Genomic DNA, 18,191 nt, shown 5'->3' on the forward strand with positions numbered 1-18,191 from the left:
CCCGCAACATCGAACCTATTCCGGCATATGCGCGCACTGTATATTTTTCCCCATCCCGATGATGAATCCTTTGGCCCCGCTCCGGCAATGGCCGGTCAGCTCCGTTCGGGCCATGAGGTGTTCTTGCTGACATACACCCGTGGTGGTGCAACCAGGATCAGACATGACTACGGGTTGTCTGTGGATGAGATGGGAGCCGTAAGGCTGGATGAAATGAAGGCCGTGGAAAAAGTGCTTGGCCTCAGCGGTATGGAGGTCCTGGATCTGCCCGACAGTGGATTGAAACATATGAACCCCATCGAGCTGGAAGAGATCACCGAGCAGCACATCCGGAAGGTGAAACCGGATGTCGTAGTCAGTTATCCCGTACATGGTGTGAGCGGGTTTCAGGATCACCTCGTAACCCACGCTATAGTGAAACGCGTTTTCTGCAAGCTGCGGGACGAGTGGGAGGGGGCTCCGCGGCGCCTTGCTTTTTTTACACTGGCTGAAAGCGATAAAAAAGACCGGAAATTTCAGCTCAACACATCGTCACAGGATGAAATTGACTGCGCCACACCACTTTCGAAAAGTGATTTGGAGCTTGGCAAGCGGGCCCTGGACTGTTATAAAACCTACCAGGAAGTGATCAATGAGGTAGGGGTTATGGAAAGAATCGGAGACACCGTATTCTTTGAGTTTTTTCAAGAGTCGTTTCGCACCCATCTGAAAAGTCTGTTTGACAGACTGCCTTAGCGGCAATATTACAGTGGCTCAAGCATCCTCTTCCCGGCCCGGTTAAAAGCGCACCAGGTATGCTCTCGATCACTGGTCCCCGACGGCGTAGGTGAATTCAGTCGAAACGCTGCGGTGCATAACAATAGCAAACCCTGCCTGTGGCCGCTTTATTCGGGAAGCAATGCCGCAAGGGTTTCCCCATCATGGCGGGAGATCCCCACATACCAGGTCTCATTCCATTTCCAGGAGACCAGATCACGGTTTCTCATGGTGCTCACAAAATAATCGCCCCTGGTTACACAATGGGCAACCGCATCCGGATCACGGACCAGTCGCTGCTCCAGATCGGTTTCCGGAAGGGCAAACACATAGATGATATCATCCGGACCCATTTCGTAAACAAACAACGGAGTTCGAAGTTCGGGTACGAACTCGGTGTCCACAACACCGGCCAGTCTGGCTCCGTTAATCCGGGGAATGTCGATACGGTAGTTGAAATGCTCCGCCAGAAGGGACGACATTTCATCGGAAGGGAGAGGAGGGATGTCTGGCTGCAATGACATTCCACGCGTTGTTTCGTAGTGATGATACGCCATCCACTCCACACTTGGGCGGTCATGCTCTGCCATCACCTGCTCTGAAGAGGTTCCGTTGAGTAACAGAAACAGATACAGCAGGATTGAAAGCAGTACCGATGCCGCCACAGCGATAGCAGCAATACGCCTGATGTCGGGGGTTCTTCGAATTGAAAAAGGTACGAACAGACCATCATCAGAAAACAAACGCTCTTGCCCGGCAAGATGTGTAATGGTGGATGATATTTTCTTCCTCAGCGCAGGGGGAGCGGAATGATACCGGCCATGTCGCTTCACAAGCTTTTTTATAAGCTGCTCCTCTTCAAAATACCGGCGTACATCCTCGTCAGTTTCCAGGAAATCAAAAAAGAACTTTTTTTCTTCTTCAGAGGCTTCGTCGTCCACGACCGGCGTCACCAGTTCAAAAGCTCTAATCTTTTTCTGTTCGTGTGACATTTTTCGTGGAAAATATGCTATGTTTGAGACGTTTTACCGACATACATGCCGGACAGGGAAGGCCTATTATTCGTTTCCATTTTAAACGGAATTTCCAGGTTCAGCGTTCTTGTGCTCAAAATCATGTGAATCTCGCAATAATTCCCGTATGCGCCATTTTTCTACGTCACTTTTTCTCTGCACTCTGACCTTTTTTTTGATGGATCCCGCCGATGCCGATGCCCAGGTGGTTAATGTGGAGCGCCATCGGGTTCAGGCCGATACGTTTAATGTCTGGACAGGCGGACTCGGTTTCGGACTCAGTGTTTCCAAAAGCGCCAATCAGGTAGTTCGGTTAAACACTACATCAGATCTGACCTATGTGGCAAAAAAACACGATTTTCTTTTTATTGCCCGGAATAATTTTCTCAGAGTGGAAGGCGAAAATGTAATGAACGACGGCTATGCCCACCTGAGAGCCGTTCTTTTCCGTGATAATACCCTGGCCCCGGAGGTTTTTCTTCAGGCCCAGTACAATCTCGACTGGGGACTGGCCCGGCGAACGCTTGCCGGTAGCAACGTGCGCATCAGACTCCATGAAACCGATTCTTTTTCCGCATTTGTAAGTACCGGCCTGATGTTCGAAAATGAAATATGGAAGGATGAGGATGAGGACCTCCGGGACGTCCGGAATTTGTTGAAGTCAACCACCAGTTTCAACCTGCGGGGACGCCTCACGGATTCGGTGGATCTGGCAGCGATCAGCTATTACCAGGCGCGGCCCGACCGGTTTTTCAAGCCCCGGTTTACCTCCGACTGGCAAGTGCGTTTCCGGATATCCGAAAATCTGCGGTTTGCCCTGCAGTTTGTCAGTACCTTTGATTCCGACCCGCCACTGAACTCCACAGAATTCATATACAATATCAACAACATCCTGGAAGTTAGATTCTGATGCAGAACCGTGCCGTGGTATCCGTCCGGAAACATCGTTTTTTTCTATCTTTCATGCTTTGTGCAAACTACGATATTCCCGTCGTCACATGCTGATCTGCCGGCCATTACGTTCTAACGAAAAACCGAAATGTATCTCTTGATGAAGCCCATAAAAATTATCGCAGTCATGATACCGCTGCTTTTGGTATCCTGCAACTCGGGAGGCGAATCCACCCTGACCGGAGCCGGTTCGCCGGAACACGAATTCTGGGTGACGCTGGAAGAGGCCCAGGAGCGGGCCTATGACGAAGGGCAGCACATGCTGCTGGATATCTACACCGAATGGTGTGGCTTCTGCCGCCGCATGAACGCCGAAACCTATGCTGACGAAGGGGTACAGGAGCTGCTGGACCGATATTTTATTGCGACCCGAATAAATGCGGAATCCAGTCAGTCCGTTACATTCCTGGGCCGTTCGTACACGATGGAGGAGCTGGCGCTTCAGTTTGGCGTCGCCTCCTATCCAACCACGGTCTTCCTCACACCAAACGGAGAACCGCTTGCCGCACAGGCCGGTTTTTTTGAAGCCCCGCACTTTCGACAAATGCTGGGTTATGTCGGTACAGGAAGCTATCAGGAAGTCACATTCGAAGAATATTCAAACACTCAATAGGCAGCACCAGGCTGTTGTCATGCCCGAATTCCCATCATGAATCCGATCCAATTTCGTTTTTTAACTCTGATTTTCGCCATCCTGCTGATTTCGGGACCGGCAGCGCAAGACTCATTCGCCCAGCTCAGGGGCAGCTCCGAGATGGTGGATGTGGATACCTACCTCTCTGTGGATGTCGTTCCTGCAGGCTCTTCGTTTCGTGCCGCCGTTGTTCTTGACATCGCCGACGGATGGCATGTGAACGCGCACAGACCGACACTCGACTATCTGATCGGTACGGAAGTGACCATGGAGACCATCAGCGGCTTTATTATCTCCGATCAGCACTACCCCGAGCCGGAACGTTACGAATTCGCGTTTGCCGACGATGAAGAGCTGCTGGTGTACAGCGGCCGTGCTACCGTATTTCTGGATATTCGGGCATCTTCACAGCTGGATCCGGGGCTTTATTCGCTGGAGGGAAGCGCACGGGTTCAGGCGTGCGACGATCAGAACTGCCTGGCTCCATCCAACATTCCCGTTCGTTTTGAATTTGAGGTTGGGGGCGAAGAGGCCGTGGCAAACGCAATCAACGCAGAAATTTTTGAGGACTATGACGCGGCGGCCTCGTACTCCGATGTCTCTCTGCAACCGGCCTCACCCAACGAAATAGAAGCCCTGTTTGACGAGCGTAGCATTGTTTTCGCCTTTCTCGCCCTGTTTCTGATCGGCCTGGCCCTGAATCTCACTCCCTGTGTCTACCCCATGCTATCGGTCACCGTTTCGTTGTTCGGTGGGCAGAACGACCCCAACTTGCTTCGGGTATTTTCGAAAGCGGTGGTCTATGTTCTTGGCATCGCCACCATGTACAGTGTGCTTGGCGTGCTGGCCTCCTTTAGCGGCGAGCTGTTCGGATCATGGCTTCAGCACCCGTGGGTGTTAGGCGGAATCGGGGTCCTGCTTTTTGCACTGGCCCTCAGTATGTTCGGTCTCTATGAAATCCAGATACCGTACTGGCTCTCCTCACGCATAGGCACCGGATCCTCCACCGGCTTTGTCGGTACCTATTTTTCCGGCCTGGTGGTCGGAATATTCGCCGCTCCATGCATTGGTCCGCCGATCATTGCCCTGCTTGCTTTTATCGGAGCCCAGGGCGACCCGGTGTTTGGATTCTGGTCCTTTTTTATCCTCTCCATGGGACTCGGGCTGCCATATTTGATTCTCGGTACCTTTTCCGGGCTGCTGCCCAAGCTGCCAAAATCCGGTATGTGGATGATCTGGGTCAAGAAAGTGTTCGGGGTGGTTCTGGTTGCCCTGGCGCTGTTTTACCTGGCCATGCCCTTTTTCTCGGTGAGCGAAGCCTACTGGGTGATTCCGCTGAGTCTGATTGCCGGTGGCCTCTATCTTGGCTTCCTGGAGTCTTCCGGAAAGGGGACGCCGGTTTTTTCAAAAATAAAGATGGCAACGGGTACACTGGCCATCGCTTTGGGTGTGTTGTTCCTGATTAACCTGCAGAAGGAGGGGATGGAGTGGGAGCCATATCAGCAGGCCAGACTTGCCGAAGCGGAAGCGCGGAGCCAGCCGGTGGTACTGGATTTCTACGCCGACTGGTGCATCCCCTGTCTGGAACTGGAACGCATTACTTTTACCGACGCCAGGGTGATTTCTGGCACCGAGCATATGATGCGCCTTAAAGTGGATCTGACACATTTTGATTCGCCCGAATCGGAAGAGATCCGGCGCCGCTTTAACGTAGCGGGGGTTCCAACGGTGATTTTTCTGGATGAAGACGGCAATGAGGTGACCGATGCGCGTGTCGTCGGCTTTGTGGGCCCGGACGAGTTCTTGAACCGAATCAGTAAACTGGATGGATAACGCCCAGGCTCTGTCACGGTGATTGCTTCAGGTCGCTCAGATTAAAACGCGACCAGGGTTGTATCGAAGGGGGATGAGCTTCAAAATGGAGCAGGTCATCACGGGTCGGGTGCCGAAACGAGATCCGGCGGCAGAACAGTGCCGGATTCGTTGACGAGGAGGGAGGCGCCCCGTATTTCCGGTCGCCGTGCAGCGGCATTCCTTCGGCCGACAACTGTGCCCGTATCTGGTGAAACCGCCCGGTTTTGAGGTGCACGGATATCAGGGTGAGGTTTCCAACGGTTTGGATCGGCCGTAAATCGAGCACCGATTTCTGCCCCTTTCCCTCATGCTGCGAAGAAACCATCGCTTTTTTCCGGTTCCGGTCCTTTTCCAGATAATGCACCAGCTCTCTCTGTTTCACTTGTGCCGAACAGACCACAGCCAGGTAGTGTTTCTGAGGCTGGTGACTTCTGATCTGTTCGGAAAGCCGCGCCGCCGCCTTGGACGTTTTCGCCAGAACCATCACCCCGCCGGTGCCGCGGTCCAGCCGCTGTACCAGCGCCAGAAAAACATTTCCCGGTTTTTGATATTTTTCCTTCAGATGGATTTTCAGAATATTTTGCAGATCGGGATCCCGGGTCTGATCACTCTGCGACAGGAGTCCGGCCGGCTTATTGACAACAAGCAGGTGATTATCCTCAAACAGCACCTTGATTTTCCCGTACGGAGAATCGGGATGGAGTTGAGCGGCACAAGATCCGCCGGTTTCATTATTAGTAATATCATCCATAATCATCGGTTGCGGGCTCTGAAATTTGCCATACAAGATACACGATCATCACTAAATGAGTATAACAAACATAACACTACGAAAAGCACGAGTAACTCCTTGCCTGGCGGCAATCCGTTTTCCTGAAATCCGGAATCGTGATATACGATATGGGGCAACTCACGAAACCAGCCATTTTGAACGGATCTGCAGATGACAGAGGGGCTTAACAACAAACTGGGCAATCTGCCACCGCAACCGGGCGTCTATCTGTTCAAGGATGACCGTAACGATGTGATATACGTTGGCAAGGCCAAACGGTTGAATGCCAGGGTCAGGTCCTATTTTCAAAGCGGTGCCGATCAGAACGGCAAGGTACGGGCATTGGTACGCAAAATCGTGGATCTGGAGGTGATCGTAACCGATTCGGAAGCGGAGGCCCTGATCCTGGAAAATACGCTGATCAAAAAACACCAGCCCCGATACAATATTCTGTACCGTGACGACAAGAGTTATCCGTACATCTGTGTAACCAACGAAGATCGTCCGCGTGTGTTTCCGACACGGAGCATCATCCGAAACGGCAGCCGCTATTATGGTCCGTATGGCCATGTTGGCAAGATGAAACAGATGCTCGAGACTATCAGGAAAGCATTCGGACTCTGTACGTGTGCCTGTACTTCCAGAACTGTCGACCAAAGCCGGGGGCTGCCCGGATGGGGAAAGTGCTTTGAAGATTATTTTGAAAACTGCTCGCAGGAGATCCCGGAGGAGGAGTACCGGCATAAACTGGTGCAGGTGGAGCGACTGCTGAACGGACGAACCCGGGAGCTTATCCGTGATCTGAGGCAGGAGATGGAGGAGTATTCCGATAATCTGGTGTTTGAAAAAGCCGCGGTTCTGCGTGACGGAATCCTCGCACTGGAGAAATACAGTGAGAAGATGAAAATGGTATCCAGCGATGCCGCCGATCGTGATATCTTCGCGCTAGAGGCCGATATCGATGAAAATATCGCGTGCGGCGTGCTGTTCCAGGTGCGCGAGGGCAAACTGATCGGTAAATATCACCGCTATCTGAAGAACATCGAGGGTAGAACCACCGGAGAGTTGATGCAGTCGTTCATGGAGGATTATTACACGAGCGATTTGAGTACGGCAGTGCCGGATGAGGTTTGCTGCAGGTATCCCGCAGACAATGATGAACCACTGTTCGAGTATCTTTGGCAGGTGAAGGGGCGGAAAGTCCCGATCATCACCCCTCAGCGCGGGGAGAAGGCACAAATGGTCCAGATGGCCGGCTCCAATGCCCGGCTGCTGCTCAAGGAGTGGCTGATTGAGAAAATGAAAGCTGACCAGGGGCGAATTCCGCATTCGATCAAGGCGCTGGAAAGGGATCTCCGCCTTCCCGTAATGCCACGACGAATCGAATGTTTTGACATATCCAATTTCCAGGGGGCCTTTACCGTGGCTTCCATGGTCTGTTTTGTGGATGGACAACCCCGGAAAAGCGAGTACAAACGCTATCACATCAAGAGTGTCAGTGGTCCGGATGACTTTGCCTCCATGCGCGAGGTCATTTTCAGACGATACAGCCGCCTGCGTGCAGAAGGGCGGCAAATCCCGGATCTGGTGGTTATTGACGGAGGCAAGGGACAGCTTTCCAGCGCGCTGGGCGCTATTCGGGAAGCGGGAATGGAGGGGGAACTCCAGGTGATCGGTTTGGCCAAACGACTGGAGGAGGTCTTCTTCCCCGGTTCATCCGCTCCGGTCATGATTCCCAAAGCGTCGTCCAGTCTCAAGCTGCTTCAACGGGTCAGGGACGAGGCGCACCGGTTTGCCATCACATTTCATCGGGATGTGCGCAGTAAAAAAACCTTTCGCTCACAACTGCAAGACATTCCCGGAATCGGGGTCAAAACTACGGAAAAGCTGCTGCGTGAATTCGGCTCGGTGAAAGAGATCATGGAGCAGGATAAAAGCCGGATTGCGGAAGTGGCCGGAAGCAGGGCTGCCGAAGCTATCTCGAACTATTTTCACGGTCAATCGTAAAAAGGTTGAAAGTCGCATAGGTATAGTAACCAAACAGCCTGTAGTACAGTATAGATAAAAAAGGGCTGGGCGAAAAGTTGCGAAATGATTCAAATAGCATTATTGTTGATGATAATGCGACCCGTTAAACATTCAACAAAACTCTATCCAGGCCTATTGCATATAAGTTACCGTTCTTAAACAAAGGACACTTTCTTTGTCGGACAATAACACCAAAAAACTTAGCGTTTAAAGGTCTATATGATGTCGCATAAATCACATACCCCACTGCATCAGGTTGATGACCACGAACTGGTTCAACGTTATCGGAAAAATAACGACCAGGAGGCGTTCAAGCAGCTGCTCGAACGGCATCAATCCAAAATTTACTCCTATATCTACAGTATGGTGGGTAATGCAGAGACAGCCAATGACATTTTTCAGGAGACATTTACCAAGGTCATAACCAAGATGGATGAGACCTATAATGAGCAGGGTAAATGGATTGCCTGGGTCATGCGAATCGCGCACAATGCGACCATAGACTATCTCCGTAAAAAGAAGCGTTTTGTGGATGTGAATTCGCAAAACGATCCGGACTATGACTTTTACGACCGGCTTACGGATGAAACACTGGATGACGCACAGGAGGTCATCGAAAAGGGGGAAGCCAAAAGCAGTTTGATGAAACACATATCCCGTCTGCCCAAAGAACAGCGGGAGGTGGTCATGCTGCGCCACTACTACGAAATGTCCTTCAAGGAGATTGCAGAGCTGACCAACGTCTCTATCAACACCGCTTTGGGCAGAATGAGATATGCTTTGATTAATCTTCGAAAAATGTTTGACAAAGAACATGGAAAAGAAACCAAACATGTCGAGCGTCGATGAACTTTGCGTAAAGTATGTTTTCGATGAGCTTGATCCCTCCGAAATCACGCTGGTTGAGCATGCAATGCTCGAGGATCAAAATCTGCTGATAGAGGTAGAGAGCCTCAAAAGTACCTGGAAAAAACTGAAAAAAATTCCGGAACTGGATCCGCCGGAGAATATATCGGCGGCGATCATGGAACAGGCTCATGAGCACGCCCGTCAGCAGCAACTGTTTGGAAAAAACTGGAGCAACCCCGGATTAATGGCAACTGCCGCAGTTGTCCTTTTCAGCCTTATTATTTCAACAGCCTACCTTCTGCCGGGGGATGAAGCGGCGGGAGAAACGGCTGCTGCAGAAAATTCGGCTCATTCCGTAACAACCGCCGGTCAGGTTCCATCCCTGTTCGGTTCCCAGGACAGTCCTCTGATATCGTGGGAAAACCGGGCAAATATCATTTTCGTTGAATCACCCGGGAACGGCGGTCACCAAATCAGTGCAGACTCCTTATCAGGGCGGCTTCATGGCATCGATCAAAGAGGAATGGATCAGTTGATCATGACGCAACCCGTTCAGGGAATTCAACTTACCGGGACAGACTTTTGAGGCTCTTCGACCTGGTAAAGCAGAATTGAAAGTCTGTGAAAGCTGATGGAAATCCTCTCTTTCGGACTGCTACCTTTCCGATATTATCCTTACCTTTACGAATTAAAGTACCCCGGTTGCTCCGCTTTTTTTCCGCGGCCGGCCATGGATTAATCTCACATATTATATGGGAAAAGTTATCTCTGTCGCAAATCAGAAAGGTGGCGTTGGAAAAACTACAACGGCAATCAACCTTGCGGCCAGTCTAGCAGCAATTGAACACCCTACATTGCTCATTGATATCGATCCGCAAAGCAATTCCACAAGCGGTACCGGTTTCGAATACAAGGCCATCGAACACTCGATATATCAGGTTCTTGTTGAGGGGTTCAGCGCCGATGAAGCCGTCAAAAGCACAGAGATGCCGTATCTGGATGTGATACCGTCCCATATCAACCTGGTCGGCGCAGAGATAGAAATGGTGGACAGGCCCAACCGTGAGAAGATTCTGCGATCGGCCATTGAGGGGCTCAGAAGCAAATACGATTTCATTATCATCGACTGCCCGCCTTCACTCGGCCTCCTGACCATCAATGCCCTTACAGCCTCCGATTCGGTATTGATTCCGGTACAATGCGAGTACTTTGCCCTCGAAGGGCTGGGGCAGCTTCTCAACACCATAAAAATTGTCCGGCAACACCTGAATACCGATCTGGATATCGAAGGCGTTGTGCTAACCATGTATGATACCCGAACGCGCCTGTCAAACCAGGTTGCGGATGAAGTTAAGCGCTATTTTGACAATCGGGTGTTCGAGACCGTCATCTCCCGCAACATCCGCCTTGCCGAAGCGCCAAGTTTTGGCAAGCCGGTGCTTCTCTACGATTCGGTATCCATGGGCTCCAGGAACTACCTCGCACTGGCACGTGAAATTGTGACCCGCAACAAAAAACTCTTCAAAAAAAGCCCGGTTTTTTCAACCAGCAGCAAGCAGGTATCATAGCAAACGGTAACGCATCTCCATCATGAAAAAAAAAGTATTGGGCAGAGGTCTTGGCGCATTTTTTCCGGAACACGAGCTGACAGGTTCGGAGGAAAAGAATGATGCGCGTACAGCGCCCAATGACGAACAGGCTATCAGGCAGGTTAATATTACCCTGACCATACCCGTTACGGATATTCGCCCCAATCCGCATCAGCCCAGAGAGGATTTTGACGAGATCAAGCTTCAGGAGCTCTCCGACTCCATCCGGATGCACGGACTCATTCAGCCTATTACCGTTCGTTTTATCGGCAGCGGCAAGTACGAGCTGATCAGTGGTGAGCGTCGCCTTCGGGCCACGAAAATGGCCGGCATCCCCAATATCCCCGCCTATATCCGGGAAGTGGATGATGATGATATCGTAGCGTTCGCCCTGATAGAAAATGTTCAGCGGGAACAGCTGAACCCCATTGAAGTGGCGCTGGGATACAAACGGCTGCTGGAAGAGTGCAATTTTACCCAGGATCAGGTTGCAAAAAAACTGGGAAAGAACCGCTCCACAGTAACCAATATACTGCGCCTGCTGAACCTGCGGGCCCCGATTCAATCTGCGCTCAAGACCAATGCCATATCCACGGGACACGCCCGGGCGCTTATTACGGTTGAGGAACCCCGGGTGCAGGACAAGCTGCTGGATAAAGCCATCAAAGAAGACTGGTCGGTTCGCCAGATTGAAGATGCCGTCAGAAAACTGGACCGAAAGAAAAAGCCCAGGAACACCCTGCTTCAGGAAAAAGACCAGAAGGATGTGCATCTTATGGAGCTGTCCAACCGTTTGAGAAATAAATTCAGCACCAGGGTCAGTATCAGGAAAAAGAACAAAGGCGGGGAAATCCGGTTTGAATACTACTCGGATGAAGATCTTGAACGTATCATTTCCATTCTGGAAGAATCCGAAAAATAGCTCCGTACGGGAATCAGCCGGCAGTATGCCTGTGTTTCTTGTGCTTGGCCTGGCCGTTTTTCTTACTGTTCTCCCGGTACTTTCGTGCGCCGAACCCCCGATTGCCTTTGAAATGCGAAATGTCGGCAGCAGTGAACGGATTCTATTAACGGCCGAATTCAGTGATGAAGTCACGTTTCAGCGGAGAATCGGCTATCAGGCCGCCGGCAGCATAAAACTGACCGCGTCATTGCGTGAAGAGCCGATTGATACCGTTCCGAACCCTTCATCTGTTCTACGAAAATCGATGATATTGCCGGGATGGGGCCAGATCACCAATGACCAAACCTGGAAGGTTCCGGTGATCTACGGCCTGTTTGCAGGTCTCACGTATTACAGTATTTCGATGAACCAAAACTACAGGGATTACCGTGCGGCATATTACAACAGCCAATATCCGGACGGTGATCAGCGTTTTGGTCCGACACCCGCTTCCATTGACCCTAACACCAATCCACAGTCGCTTCGCTTTTCCAGAAACGCATACCGCAACCGCCGCGATCTCACCCTCATTGGAATCGCCCTTGCATACGGCCTCAACCTGGTCGATGCCTATGTCTTTGCACACATGCGGGATTTTGATGTAAGTGATGATCTCAGCGCAAATATATATATTGTACCACCTTCAATGGACCGCTCGTCGCAAAACGCGAAGGCATTTCAATCTGCCTTCAAGGAACCGTCAGGCTTTCAGGTGACCTTGCGATTGTCACTGCCGTAATAAATTCGCTATCAATAATCCTTATCAGGAAATACACATATGGGAAACAAGAAAAAACGCATTCAGGGAAGATATGACGCCCGTTTTGAGAAAGACGTATGGAGCGTGTTCAAGGTTATGGGCGAATTCGTGGACGGCTACGAGAAGATGTCGCATGTAGGTCCGTCGGTCTCTTTTTTCGGCTCAGCCCGTCTGCCCGAAACCCACAAATACTATCATATGGCCGTTGAAACGGCGCGCAAACTATCTGAAACAGGCTTTGGCATCATAACCGGCGGTGGTCCGGGCATCATGGAAGCCGGCAACCGAGGGGCGGATCAGGCCGGAGGAACATCGGTCGGCCTGTGCATAACGCTTCCGGAAGAGGAACAGGGAAACAAGTACCTGAAGAAACATTACAAAATTGACTTCAACTACTTCTTCGCCCGCAAGGTGATGTTCGTAAAGTATGCGCAAGGCTTTGTCGTCTTTCCAGGCGGACTGGGTACGCTGGATGAGTTTTTTGAAGCCATGACCCTTATTCAGACCCGGAAGGTGCATCAGTTTCCCATTGTTCTGATGGGCAGCGACTTCTGGAAAGGCCTCATTGACTGGATGCAGGATACCATGGTCGCGCAAGGAACCATCAGCCCGGCCGATATGGAACTCTTTCATATTACCGACGACCCGGACGACGCCACTTCGGTTATCTATGATTTCTATCAGAATAATCAATTGCGCCCCAATTTTTAATAGGCACACTTGCAGAGTGCAGGACTCGATCTGCGTTTTTTTTTTAGCAAAAAAGTGATAATATATTAAATTGTGCACCCTGACATAGTACGAAAGTGTATTCTTCCAACGTTTTTTGATCCAGGAAGAACGGAACCCTGACTTGCAAACAAAAATAAATACGTAGCCCATGAAAGCCGTAAAGAGCGCTTTAGCAGTTATAACTGCCATTCTGATTTCCTTTTCTTTTGCCGGTGACGCGGAATCCCAAAGCAGAGAAGACGCCATCAATAGTTTCAATGAAGGCTTCTCTCTTTTCAATGAGCAGGGAGATTTACTTGCGGCCATCGACAAATTCAAGGAAACTATAGAAATCGCTGAACAGGTTGGACCTGAGGCAAACAACATCCGTGAACGTGCCGAGGGCCAAATTCCTCGTCTTGCATTCATGCATGCAGCACAGCTGGTCAGGGAGCGTCAACTGGAAGAGGCCATCGGAGCATTTGAAAATGCCATCGAACTTGCCGGAGAATTTAATGATGACCAGATCGCCAGTCGTGCACGCGGCAATCTGCCTGCGCTCTATTTGAATCTGGGCAATCAGCATTTTCGAAATGAAGAAAACGAAAGAGCTCTTGAAAAGTATAATCAGGCCATTGAGCTAAACCCTTCGTATGTGAGTGCCTACTATCAGAGAGGGCTTGTGTTCCGGCGGATGGGACAGCTGGAGAATGCGATTGAAAACTTCGATATATCCATAGAGTTGGCCGATGAAGCCGGTGACCAGGAGAATGTGGAGCGTGGCCAAAGAGCGGTGCGGGATTACCTGGTTTACCGTGCATCAGAGCAGATTGAGAACGAGAATTTTAACCGTGCCCTTGATCTTCTGAACCGAGCCGCAGGCTACGGAGAGAGCGCCAGTTTGCACTATCGTTTTGCCGAGACATACAACTTCCTGGAGAGGCACAACGATGCTCTTTCAAGTGCGCAGCGTGCTCTGGAACTGGAGGATGGCAGCCGCGCCGATATGGCCAGAATCTATTTTGAAGTTGGTGTCGCCCAAAAGGGTCTTGAAAACGAGTCGGCTGCCTGTGAGGCCTTCAGAAATGCATTGTTCGGCGAGTTTCAGGCTCCCGCAGAGCACCAAATTGAACACGAGCTGAATTGCAATTGATGCAAGTGTAGCCGGTTTCTGCGAAATAAATTGGCTACACGACTCACTTCATTCAGGCTCGATTTACTCCCGACGTCGTATTTTCCTTTGTCGCTGAATACAGGTAAAGGTGATGTCGTCTGCCAGCCTTTGGTCTCCAATAAACTCCTCCAGTGCGACATGGATTTTGTGTCGAATGGTTGATGCGTTCAGCGAACCGTACAGCTCAAACAGTTTGATGAGCCGGTAATCATCATACTGTTCATTTTGATGGTTGCGCGACTCGGTCAGGCCGTCGGTATAAAACAGCAGATGGTCGCCCGGATCCAGTACAAGGGATATCTCCTGCAACTGTTTTCGGAATATGGTGGTACTGGCCATCCCAAGTGCCAGGCCCTGAGAACGCAGTTCGCTTACGGCATCCCGGGAGGCATCGTAAAACAGGGGGGGATTGTGACCTGCGCGGCACATTTTCACAGGGGATCCGTCAGAGGGAAACAGGGCCGCACAGGCGGTGACAAAGGTTTTGTCTTTTTTCCCCGATTTGATGTAGTCGTTCAGATGGATAAACAGTTCGCTTGGATCAGGATCCAGTTTTTCAATAATCAGATGCACCAGAGCCTGAATCCGAACCATATATAGCGCAGCCGACAGCCCTTTGCCGGAGACATCTGCGATAATATAATAGGTGCCGCGTTCCGTTCGGATAACATCCACATAGTCTCCGCCCACTTCGCTTGCGGTACTTGCAAAAGAGGCGAATTCAATGTCTTCGTAGCGGAAATTGGAGCCCGGCAACAGACTGATCTGGATATCACGGGCCAGATCGATCTCTCTTTTGACATCCGACTTTTCCAACAGCTCCAGCAGCAGCAAAAGAACCAGTGCCAGAAAGGAGAGCGGAAGCATCAGCGTGGCGATTAACCCCGAAGAGAGCATGTACAGCGCCAGGCCGCCAATCGAAAAACCGAAAGCGAGCCTGCGGGCAGGAGTCAGCCTCGAAATCAGGGAGCCGATCAGTTTGAACACCTGGACGGGACGCTGTTTCTCTTTTTTACTTCGGTCGATACCTACCGCGTCATAGTAAAGCTCCATCAGTCGCTGCGAGTCGGCCTGAAACTCTTTTCCCAGCCGCTCGGCCGTCATGCCGCGCGTATATTCGCGATAAAAAGTCCGGGTTCTGTTGAATGAACGCCGGGTTTCGTTGTCCAGACTCATATACTCATTTTCAAGCCGGGAAGATCACGCCCGGCTGATTTTCTGGTGAAATGTTCACCTTTTGCCTTGCCCATGGTATTCGAATGATAATTAAAAAAGTTGTATCAAAATTCGTTTATTTTAGGGCTCGTTACGACCGACAACCTCATCACCCGTCAGAACGGGCCGATCTATCCCTTATGTCAGATACCCTTTTTCTTATCGACGGCACCGCCCTTGCCTACCGTTCCTATTTTGCCATGATCAACAGCAATCTTCGGAATGCCGAGGGTGTGCCGACCGGGGCAATATACGGATTTGCCAACGCCCTGGTTAACCTGCTGGAGAAAGAACAGCCTACGTACCTCGCGGTGGCATGGGACACGCACGCCCCCACCTTTCGCCATGAAATGGATGAAAACTATAAAGCCAACCGGCCGCCGCAACCGGAGGATCTTAGAACAGCCATTCCCCTGATAAAGGAAATGGTCGCCCATTTTGGCTTTAATAATGTGGAGAAGGACGGGTATGAGGCCGATGACCTTATCGGTACACTCGCCCTCGAAGCCCGGAAGGAGCGGGTTATGGTGTATATGGTGACCCCGGACAAGGACTTCATGCAGCTGATAGGAGATAATATCTACATGTACAAGCCTCTGAACAAGGGCGACGGATTTGATATTATCGACCGGGAAGGGGTGAGAAAGTATTTCGGGGTTGGACCCGAAGCGGTTGTGGATGTGCTGGCGCTTATCGGAGATACATCCGACAATATTCCCGGAGTTCCGGGCATCGGGAAAAAGGGAGCGGCCAAAATCATACAGGAGTTCGGAAGCCTGGAAAAGGCGATTGAGGCGGCTCCGGATATGAAGAGCAAGCGTGCCAGAGAGGGGCTGATGCAGAACCGGGAGCAGGCCCTGAAGTCCCGGGAGATGATCGTCATCAACACCAGTGTGCCCGAGACCATTTCCTGGAAAGAGCTGCGGTGGGATGGTGTGAAAGGAGAATCGCTGATCGATTTCTTCAAACATATGCAGTTCCGCAGCCTGGCCCGGAAAATCGCTGCGGCGGAAAGCGGTATGCTGGAGACCATCCGAAAAAATATCGATACGACCGGGCAGGGATCCCTGTTCGGAGAAGAGGGCGGGCAGGCAGAACCGGAGACCGCGGAGACGGCCTGGACCACCTATGACGAAGAGAACGTCCGGTACCACACCGTCAACAGCGAGGCAGCCCTGAGCGAAATGACGGAACGTCTGGCACAGTCCGATGTCTGGAGTTTTGATACCGAAACCACATCAACCGATCCCCGAGTGGCAGACCTGCTGGGAATCGCCTTTTCCTGCCGGGAAGGGGAGGCGTGGTATGTTGCGGCCCAAGCCTTTGAGCCGAAACAGCTCATCACGGCACTGCAGCCTTTGTTCGGCAATCCAGGTGCGCTGAAGGTCGCGCATCATTTTAAATACGATTACCGTGTGTTGAACCGGTACGGTATTATGGTGGAGGGGCCGCTGTTCGATACCATGCTGGCGGCCTATTTGCTGGATGCCGGTCAGAAAATGGACATGGATTCGCTGGCCCGGAGCTATCTCGGCTACGATCCGATTCCCATTGAGGCCATCATCGGAGAGAAGGGGAAAAACCAGAAGTCCATGCAGGACGCTCCTCTGGAAAAGGTAGCTCCCTACGCCTGCGAGGATGCCGACATCACCCTGAGATTGCATACCGTGTTTGAAGAAAAAATCAGGGAGCGTAATTTGCAGTCACTGGCCACGGAGATGGAGTTTCCACTGGCACGGGTTCTCGGCGATATGGAGCTGGCCGGGGTGAAACTGGACCTCGGTCTGCTCAAGGAGTTTTCCCGGGAGCTGGACCGTGATATCCTGGGGGTCAGGGACACCATATATGAACTGGCGGGTGAGGAGTTCAATATCAACTCCACACAGCAGCTTGGGGTAATTTTGTTTGAAAAACTGGGACTTCCATCCCGAAAGAAAACCGCCACGGGCAAGTACGCTACCTCCGAACAGGTCCTTTCTACACTGGCACCGGAATTTGATATCGCAGAAAAAATTCTGGAATACCGGGGTCTGAGCAAACTCAAATCCACCTATGTTGACGCCCTGCCCAAGCTGGTCAATCCCGAGACCGGCCGCATCCACACTACCTTCAACCAGCATGTGACGGCTACCGGGCGACTTTCATCCACCAACCCGAATCTGCAGAATATTCCGGTGCGCACCGAACGGGGCAGAGGCATCCGAAAAGCTTTTGTCGCCGAAGAGGGGTATCGGATTCTGGCGGTCGACTATTCCCAGGTGGAGCTTCGCATTATCGCGTCCATGGCGGGCGACGAGGCGATGATCCGGGCATTCCGGGAGGATGAAGACATCCACGCGAGAACCGCTGCCGAGATATTCGGACTCGATTCGCTCACTGATGTGGGACGGGAGGAGCGCAGAAAGGCCAAGGAGGTCAATTTCGGCATCCCCTACGGAGTGAGCGCCTTTGGACTTGCACAGCGGCTCGGTGTTTCGAACAAGGAAGGGAAGAGTATCATTGATGCCTACTTCGCCCGATTTCCTGCCATACAGGATTTTATTACAAATACGGTGGCATTCGCCCGGGAACACGGGTATGTGGAAACCCTCATGGGAAGGCGGCGGGAGATTCCGGATATCCGATCACAGAACAGGAATATCAGAGCATTCGCGGAGCGAACCGCCGTAAATATGCCGATTCAGGGTACGGCCGCCGACCTGATTAAAATTGCCACAATCCGAATAGATCGGGAGTTGAGAGAACGTAACTCCCGTACCAGGCTCCTGCTGCAAGTGCATGATGAACTGGTATTCGAAATGCCCGTGGATGAGCAGGAGGGCACGCCACGGCTCATCCAGGAGGTGATGGAAGGCGCAATGGAACTGAAAGTGCCGCTTAAGGCCGAATCAGGAATCTCGGACAACTGGCTGGACGCGCACTAGCCTACACGGCACCCCACT

At 51.5% G+C, this 18,191-nt stretch carries 16 protein-coding genes; 13 read left to right on the forward strand and 3 right to left on the reverse strand.

The window, feature by feature from the left end:
* Positions 1-27: 27 nt before the first annotated feature.
* Positions 28-735: a PIG-L family deacetylase gene (locus QA596_02780; GenBank protein ID MDG5766377.1), complete on the forward strand. Its 708-nt coding sequence runs from the start codon at positions 28-30 to the stop codon at positions 733-735.
* 149 nt (positions 736-884) lie between these two features.
* On the opposite strand, the gene QA596_02785 is transcribed toward QA596_02780, so the two are convergent.
* A complete protein-coding gene (locus tag QA596_02785) occupies positions 885-1,748 on the reverse strand; it encodes a hypothetical protein (GenBank protein ID MDG5766378.1) in 864 nt (287 codons plus the stop codon).
* 148 nt (positions 1,749-1,896) lie between these two features.
* On the opposite strand from QA596_02785, the gene QA596_02790 reads away from it, so the two are divergent.
* The 3 genes from QA596_02790 (at position 1,897) to QA596_02800 (ending at position 5,187) form a co-directional block, all read left to right on the forward strand.
* On the forward strand, positions 1,897-2,679 hold the full coding sequence (locus QA596_02790; protein MDG5766379.1) for a DUF481 domain-containing protein: 783 nt from the start codon (positions 1,897-1,899) through the stop codon (positions 2,677-2,679).
* 141 nt (positions 2,680-2,820) lie between these two features.
* Positions 2,821-3,333, forward strand: coding sequence for a DUF255 domain-containing protein (locus QA596_02795; GenBank protein ID MDG5766380.1), 513 nt, complete (start codon positions 2,821-2,823; stop codon positions 3,331-3,333).
* 36 nt (positions 3,334-3,369) lie between these two features.
* Positions 3,370-5,187 carry a cytochrome c biogenesis protein CcdA gene (locus QA596_02800; GenBank protein MDG5766381.1) on the forward strand — a complete coding sequence of 606 codons (1,818 nt, stop codon included), beginning with the start codon at positions 3,370-3,372 and terminating at the stop codon, positions 5,185-5,187.
* 13 nt (positions 5,188-5,200) lie between these two features.
* Here the strand turns inward: QA596_02800 and QA596_02805 are convergent, their stop codons facing one another.
* Positions 5,201-5,959: an RluA family pseudouridine synthase gene (locus tag QA596_02805; protein MDG5766382.1), complete on the reverse strand. Its 759-nt coding sequence runs from the start codon at positions 5,957-5,959 to the stop codon at positions 5,201-5,203.
* A gap of 192 nt (positions 5,960-6,151) precedes the next feature.
* Between QA596_02805 and uvrC the strand changes: the two genes are divergently transcribed.
* From uvrC to QA596_02845, 8 genes are all read left to right on the forward strand, one after another.
* Positions 6,152-7,987, forward strand: coding sequence for an excinuclease ABC subunit UvrC (gene uvrC / locus QA596_02810; protein MDG5766383.1), 1,836 nt, complete (start codon positions 6,152-6,154; stop codon positions 7,985-7,987).
* 243 nt (positions 7,988-8,230) lie between these two features.
* Positions 8,231-8,857 carry a sigma-70 family RNA polymerase sigma factor gene (locus tag QA596_02815; protein MDG5766384.1) on the forward strand — a complete coding sequence of 209 codons (627 nt, stop codon included), beginning with the start codon at positions 8,231-8,233 and terminating at the stop codon, positions 8,855-8,857.
* On the forward strand, positions 8,823-9,443 hold the full coding sequence (locus QA596_02820) for a hypothetical protein (GenBank protein MDG5766385.1): 621 nt from the start codon (positions 8,823-8,825) through the stop codon (positions 9,441-9,443). The genes QA596_02815 and QA596_02820 overlap by 35 nt, the downstream gene beginning before the upstream one ends.
* A 166-nt stretch (positions 9,444-9,609) precedes the next feature.
* Complete coding sequence (locus QA596_02825; GenBank protein ID MDG5766386.1) at positions 9,610-10,425, forward strand: AAA family ATPase; 816 nt, start codon at positions 9,610-9,612, stop codon at positions 10,423-10,425.
* 22 nt (positions 10,426-10,447) lie between these two features.
* Entirely contained in the window at positions 10,448-11,368 is a 921-nt protein-coding gene (locus tag QA596_02830; GenBank protein MDG5766387.1) for a ParB/RepB/Spo0J family partition protein, read from the forward strand.
* A gap of 25 nt (positions 11,369-11,393) precedes the next feature.
* On the forward strand, positions 11,394-12,128 hold the full coding sequence (locus QA596_02835; GenBank protein MDG5766388.1) for a DUF5683 domain-containing protein: 735 nt from the start codon (positions 11,394-11,396) through the stop codon (positions 12,126-12,128).
* A 39-nt stretch (positions 12,129-12,167) separates the two neighbouring features.
* The gene (locus tag QA596_02840) at positions 12,168-12,860 is read left to right on the forward strand and encodes a TIGR00730 family Rossman fold protein (protein ID MDG5766389.1); all 693 of its coding nucleotides are present in this window, start codon (positions 12,168-12,170) and stop codon (positions 12,858-12,860) included.
* Between the two features lie 169 nt (positions 12,861-13,029).
* A complete protein-coding gene (locus tag QA596_02845; GenBank protein MDG5766390.1) occupies positions 13,030-14,013 on the forward strand; it encodes a tetratricopeptide repeat protein in 984 nt (327 codons plus the stop codon).
* A gap of 63 nt (positions 14,014-14,076) precedes the next feature.
* On the opposite strand, the gene QA596_02850 is transcribed toward QA596_02845, so the two are convergent.
* Positions 14,077-15,210, reverse strand: a complete 1,134-nt coding sequence (locus QA596_02850; GenBank protein ID MDG5766391.1) for a SpoIIE family protein phosphatase — start codon at positions 15,208-15,210, stop codon at positions 14,077-14,079.
* A 179-nt stretch (positions 15,211-15,389) separates the two neighbouring features.
* On the opposite strand from QA596_02850, the gene polA reads away from it, so the two are divergent.
* Entirely contained in the window at positions 15,390-18,173 is a 2,784-nt protein-coding gene (gene polA / locus QA596_02855) for a DNA polymerase I (protein ID MDG5766392.1), read from the forward strand.
* Positions 18,174-18,191: the final 18 nt, after the last annotated feature.

Source organism: Balneolales bacterium ANBcel1 (assembly GCA_029688905.1).
Lineage (GTDB): Bacteria > Bacteroidota > Rhodothermia > Balneolales > Natronogracilivirgulaceae > SLLW01.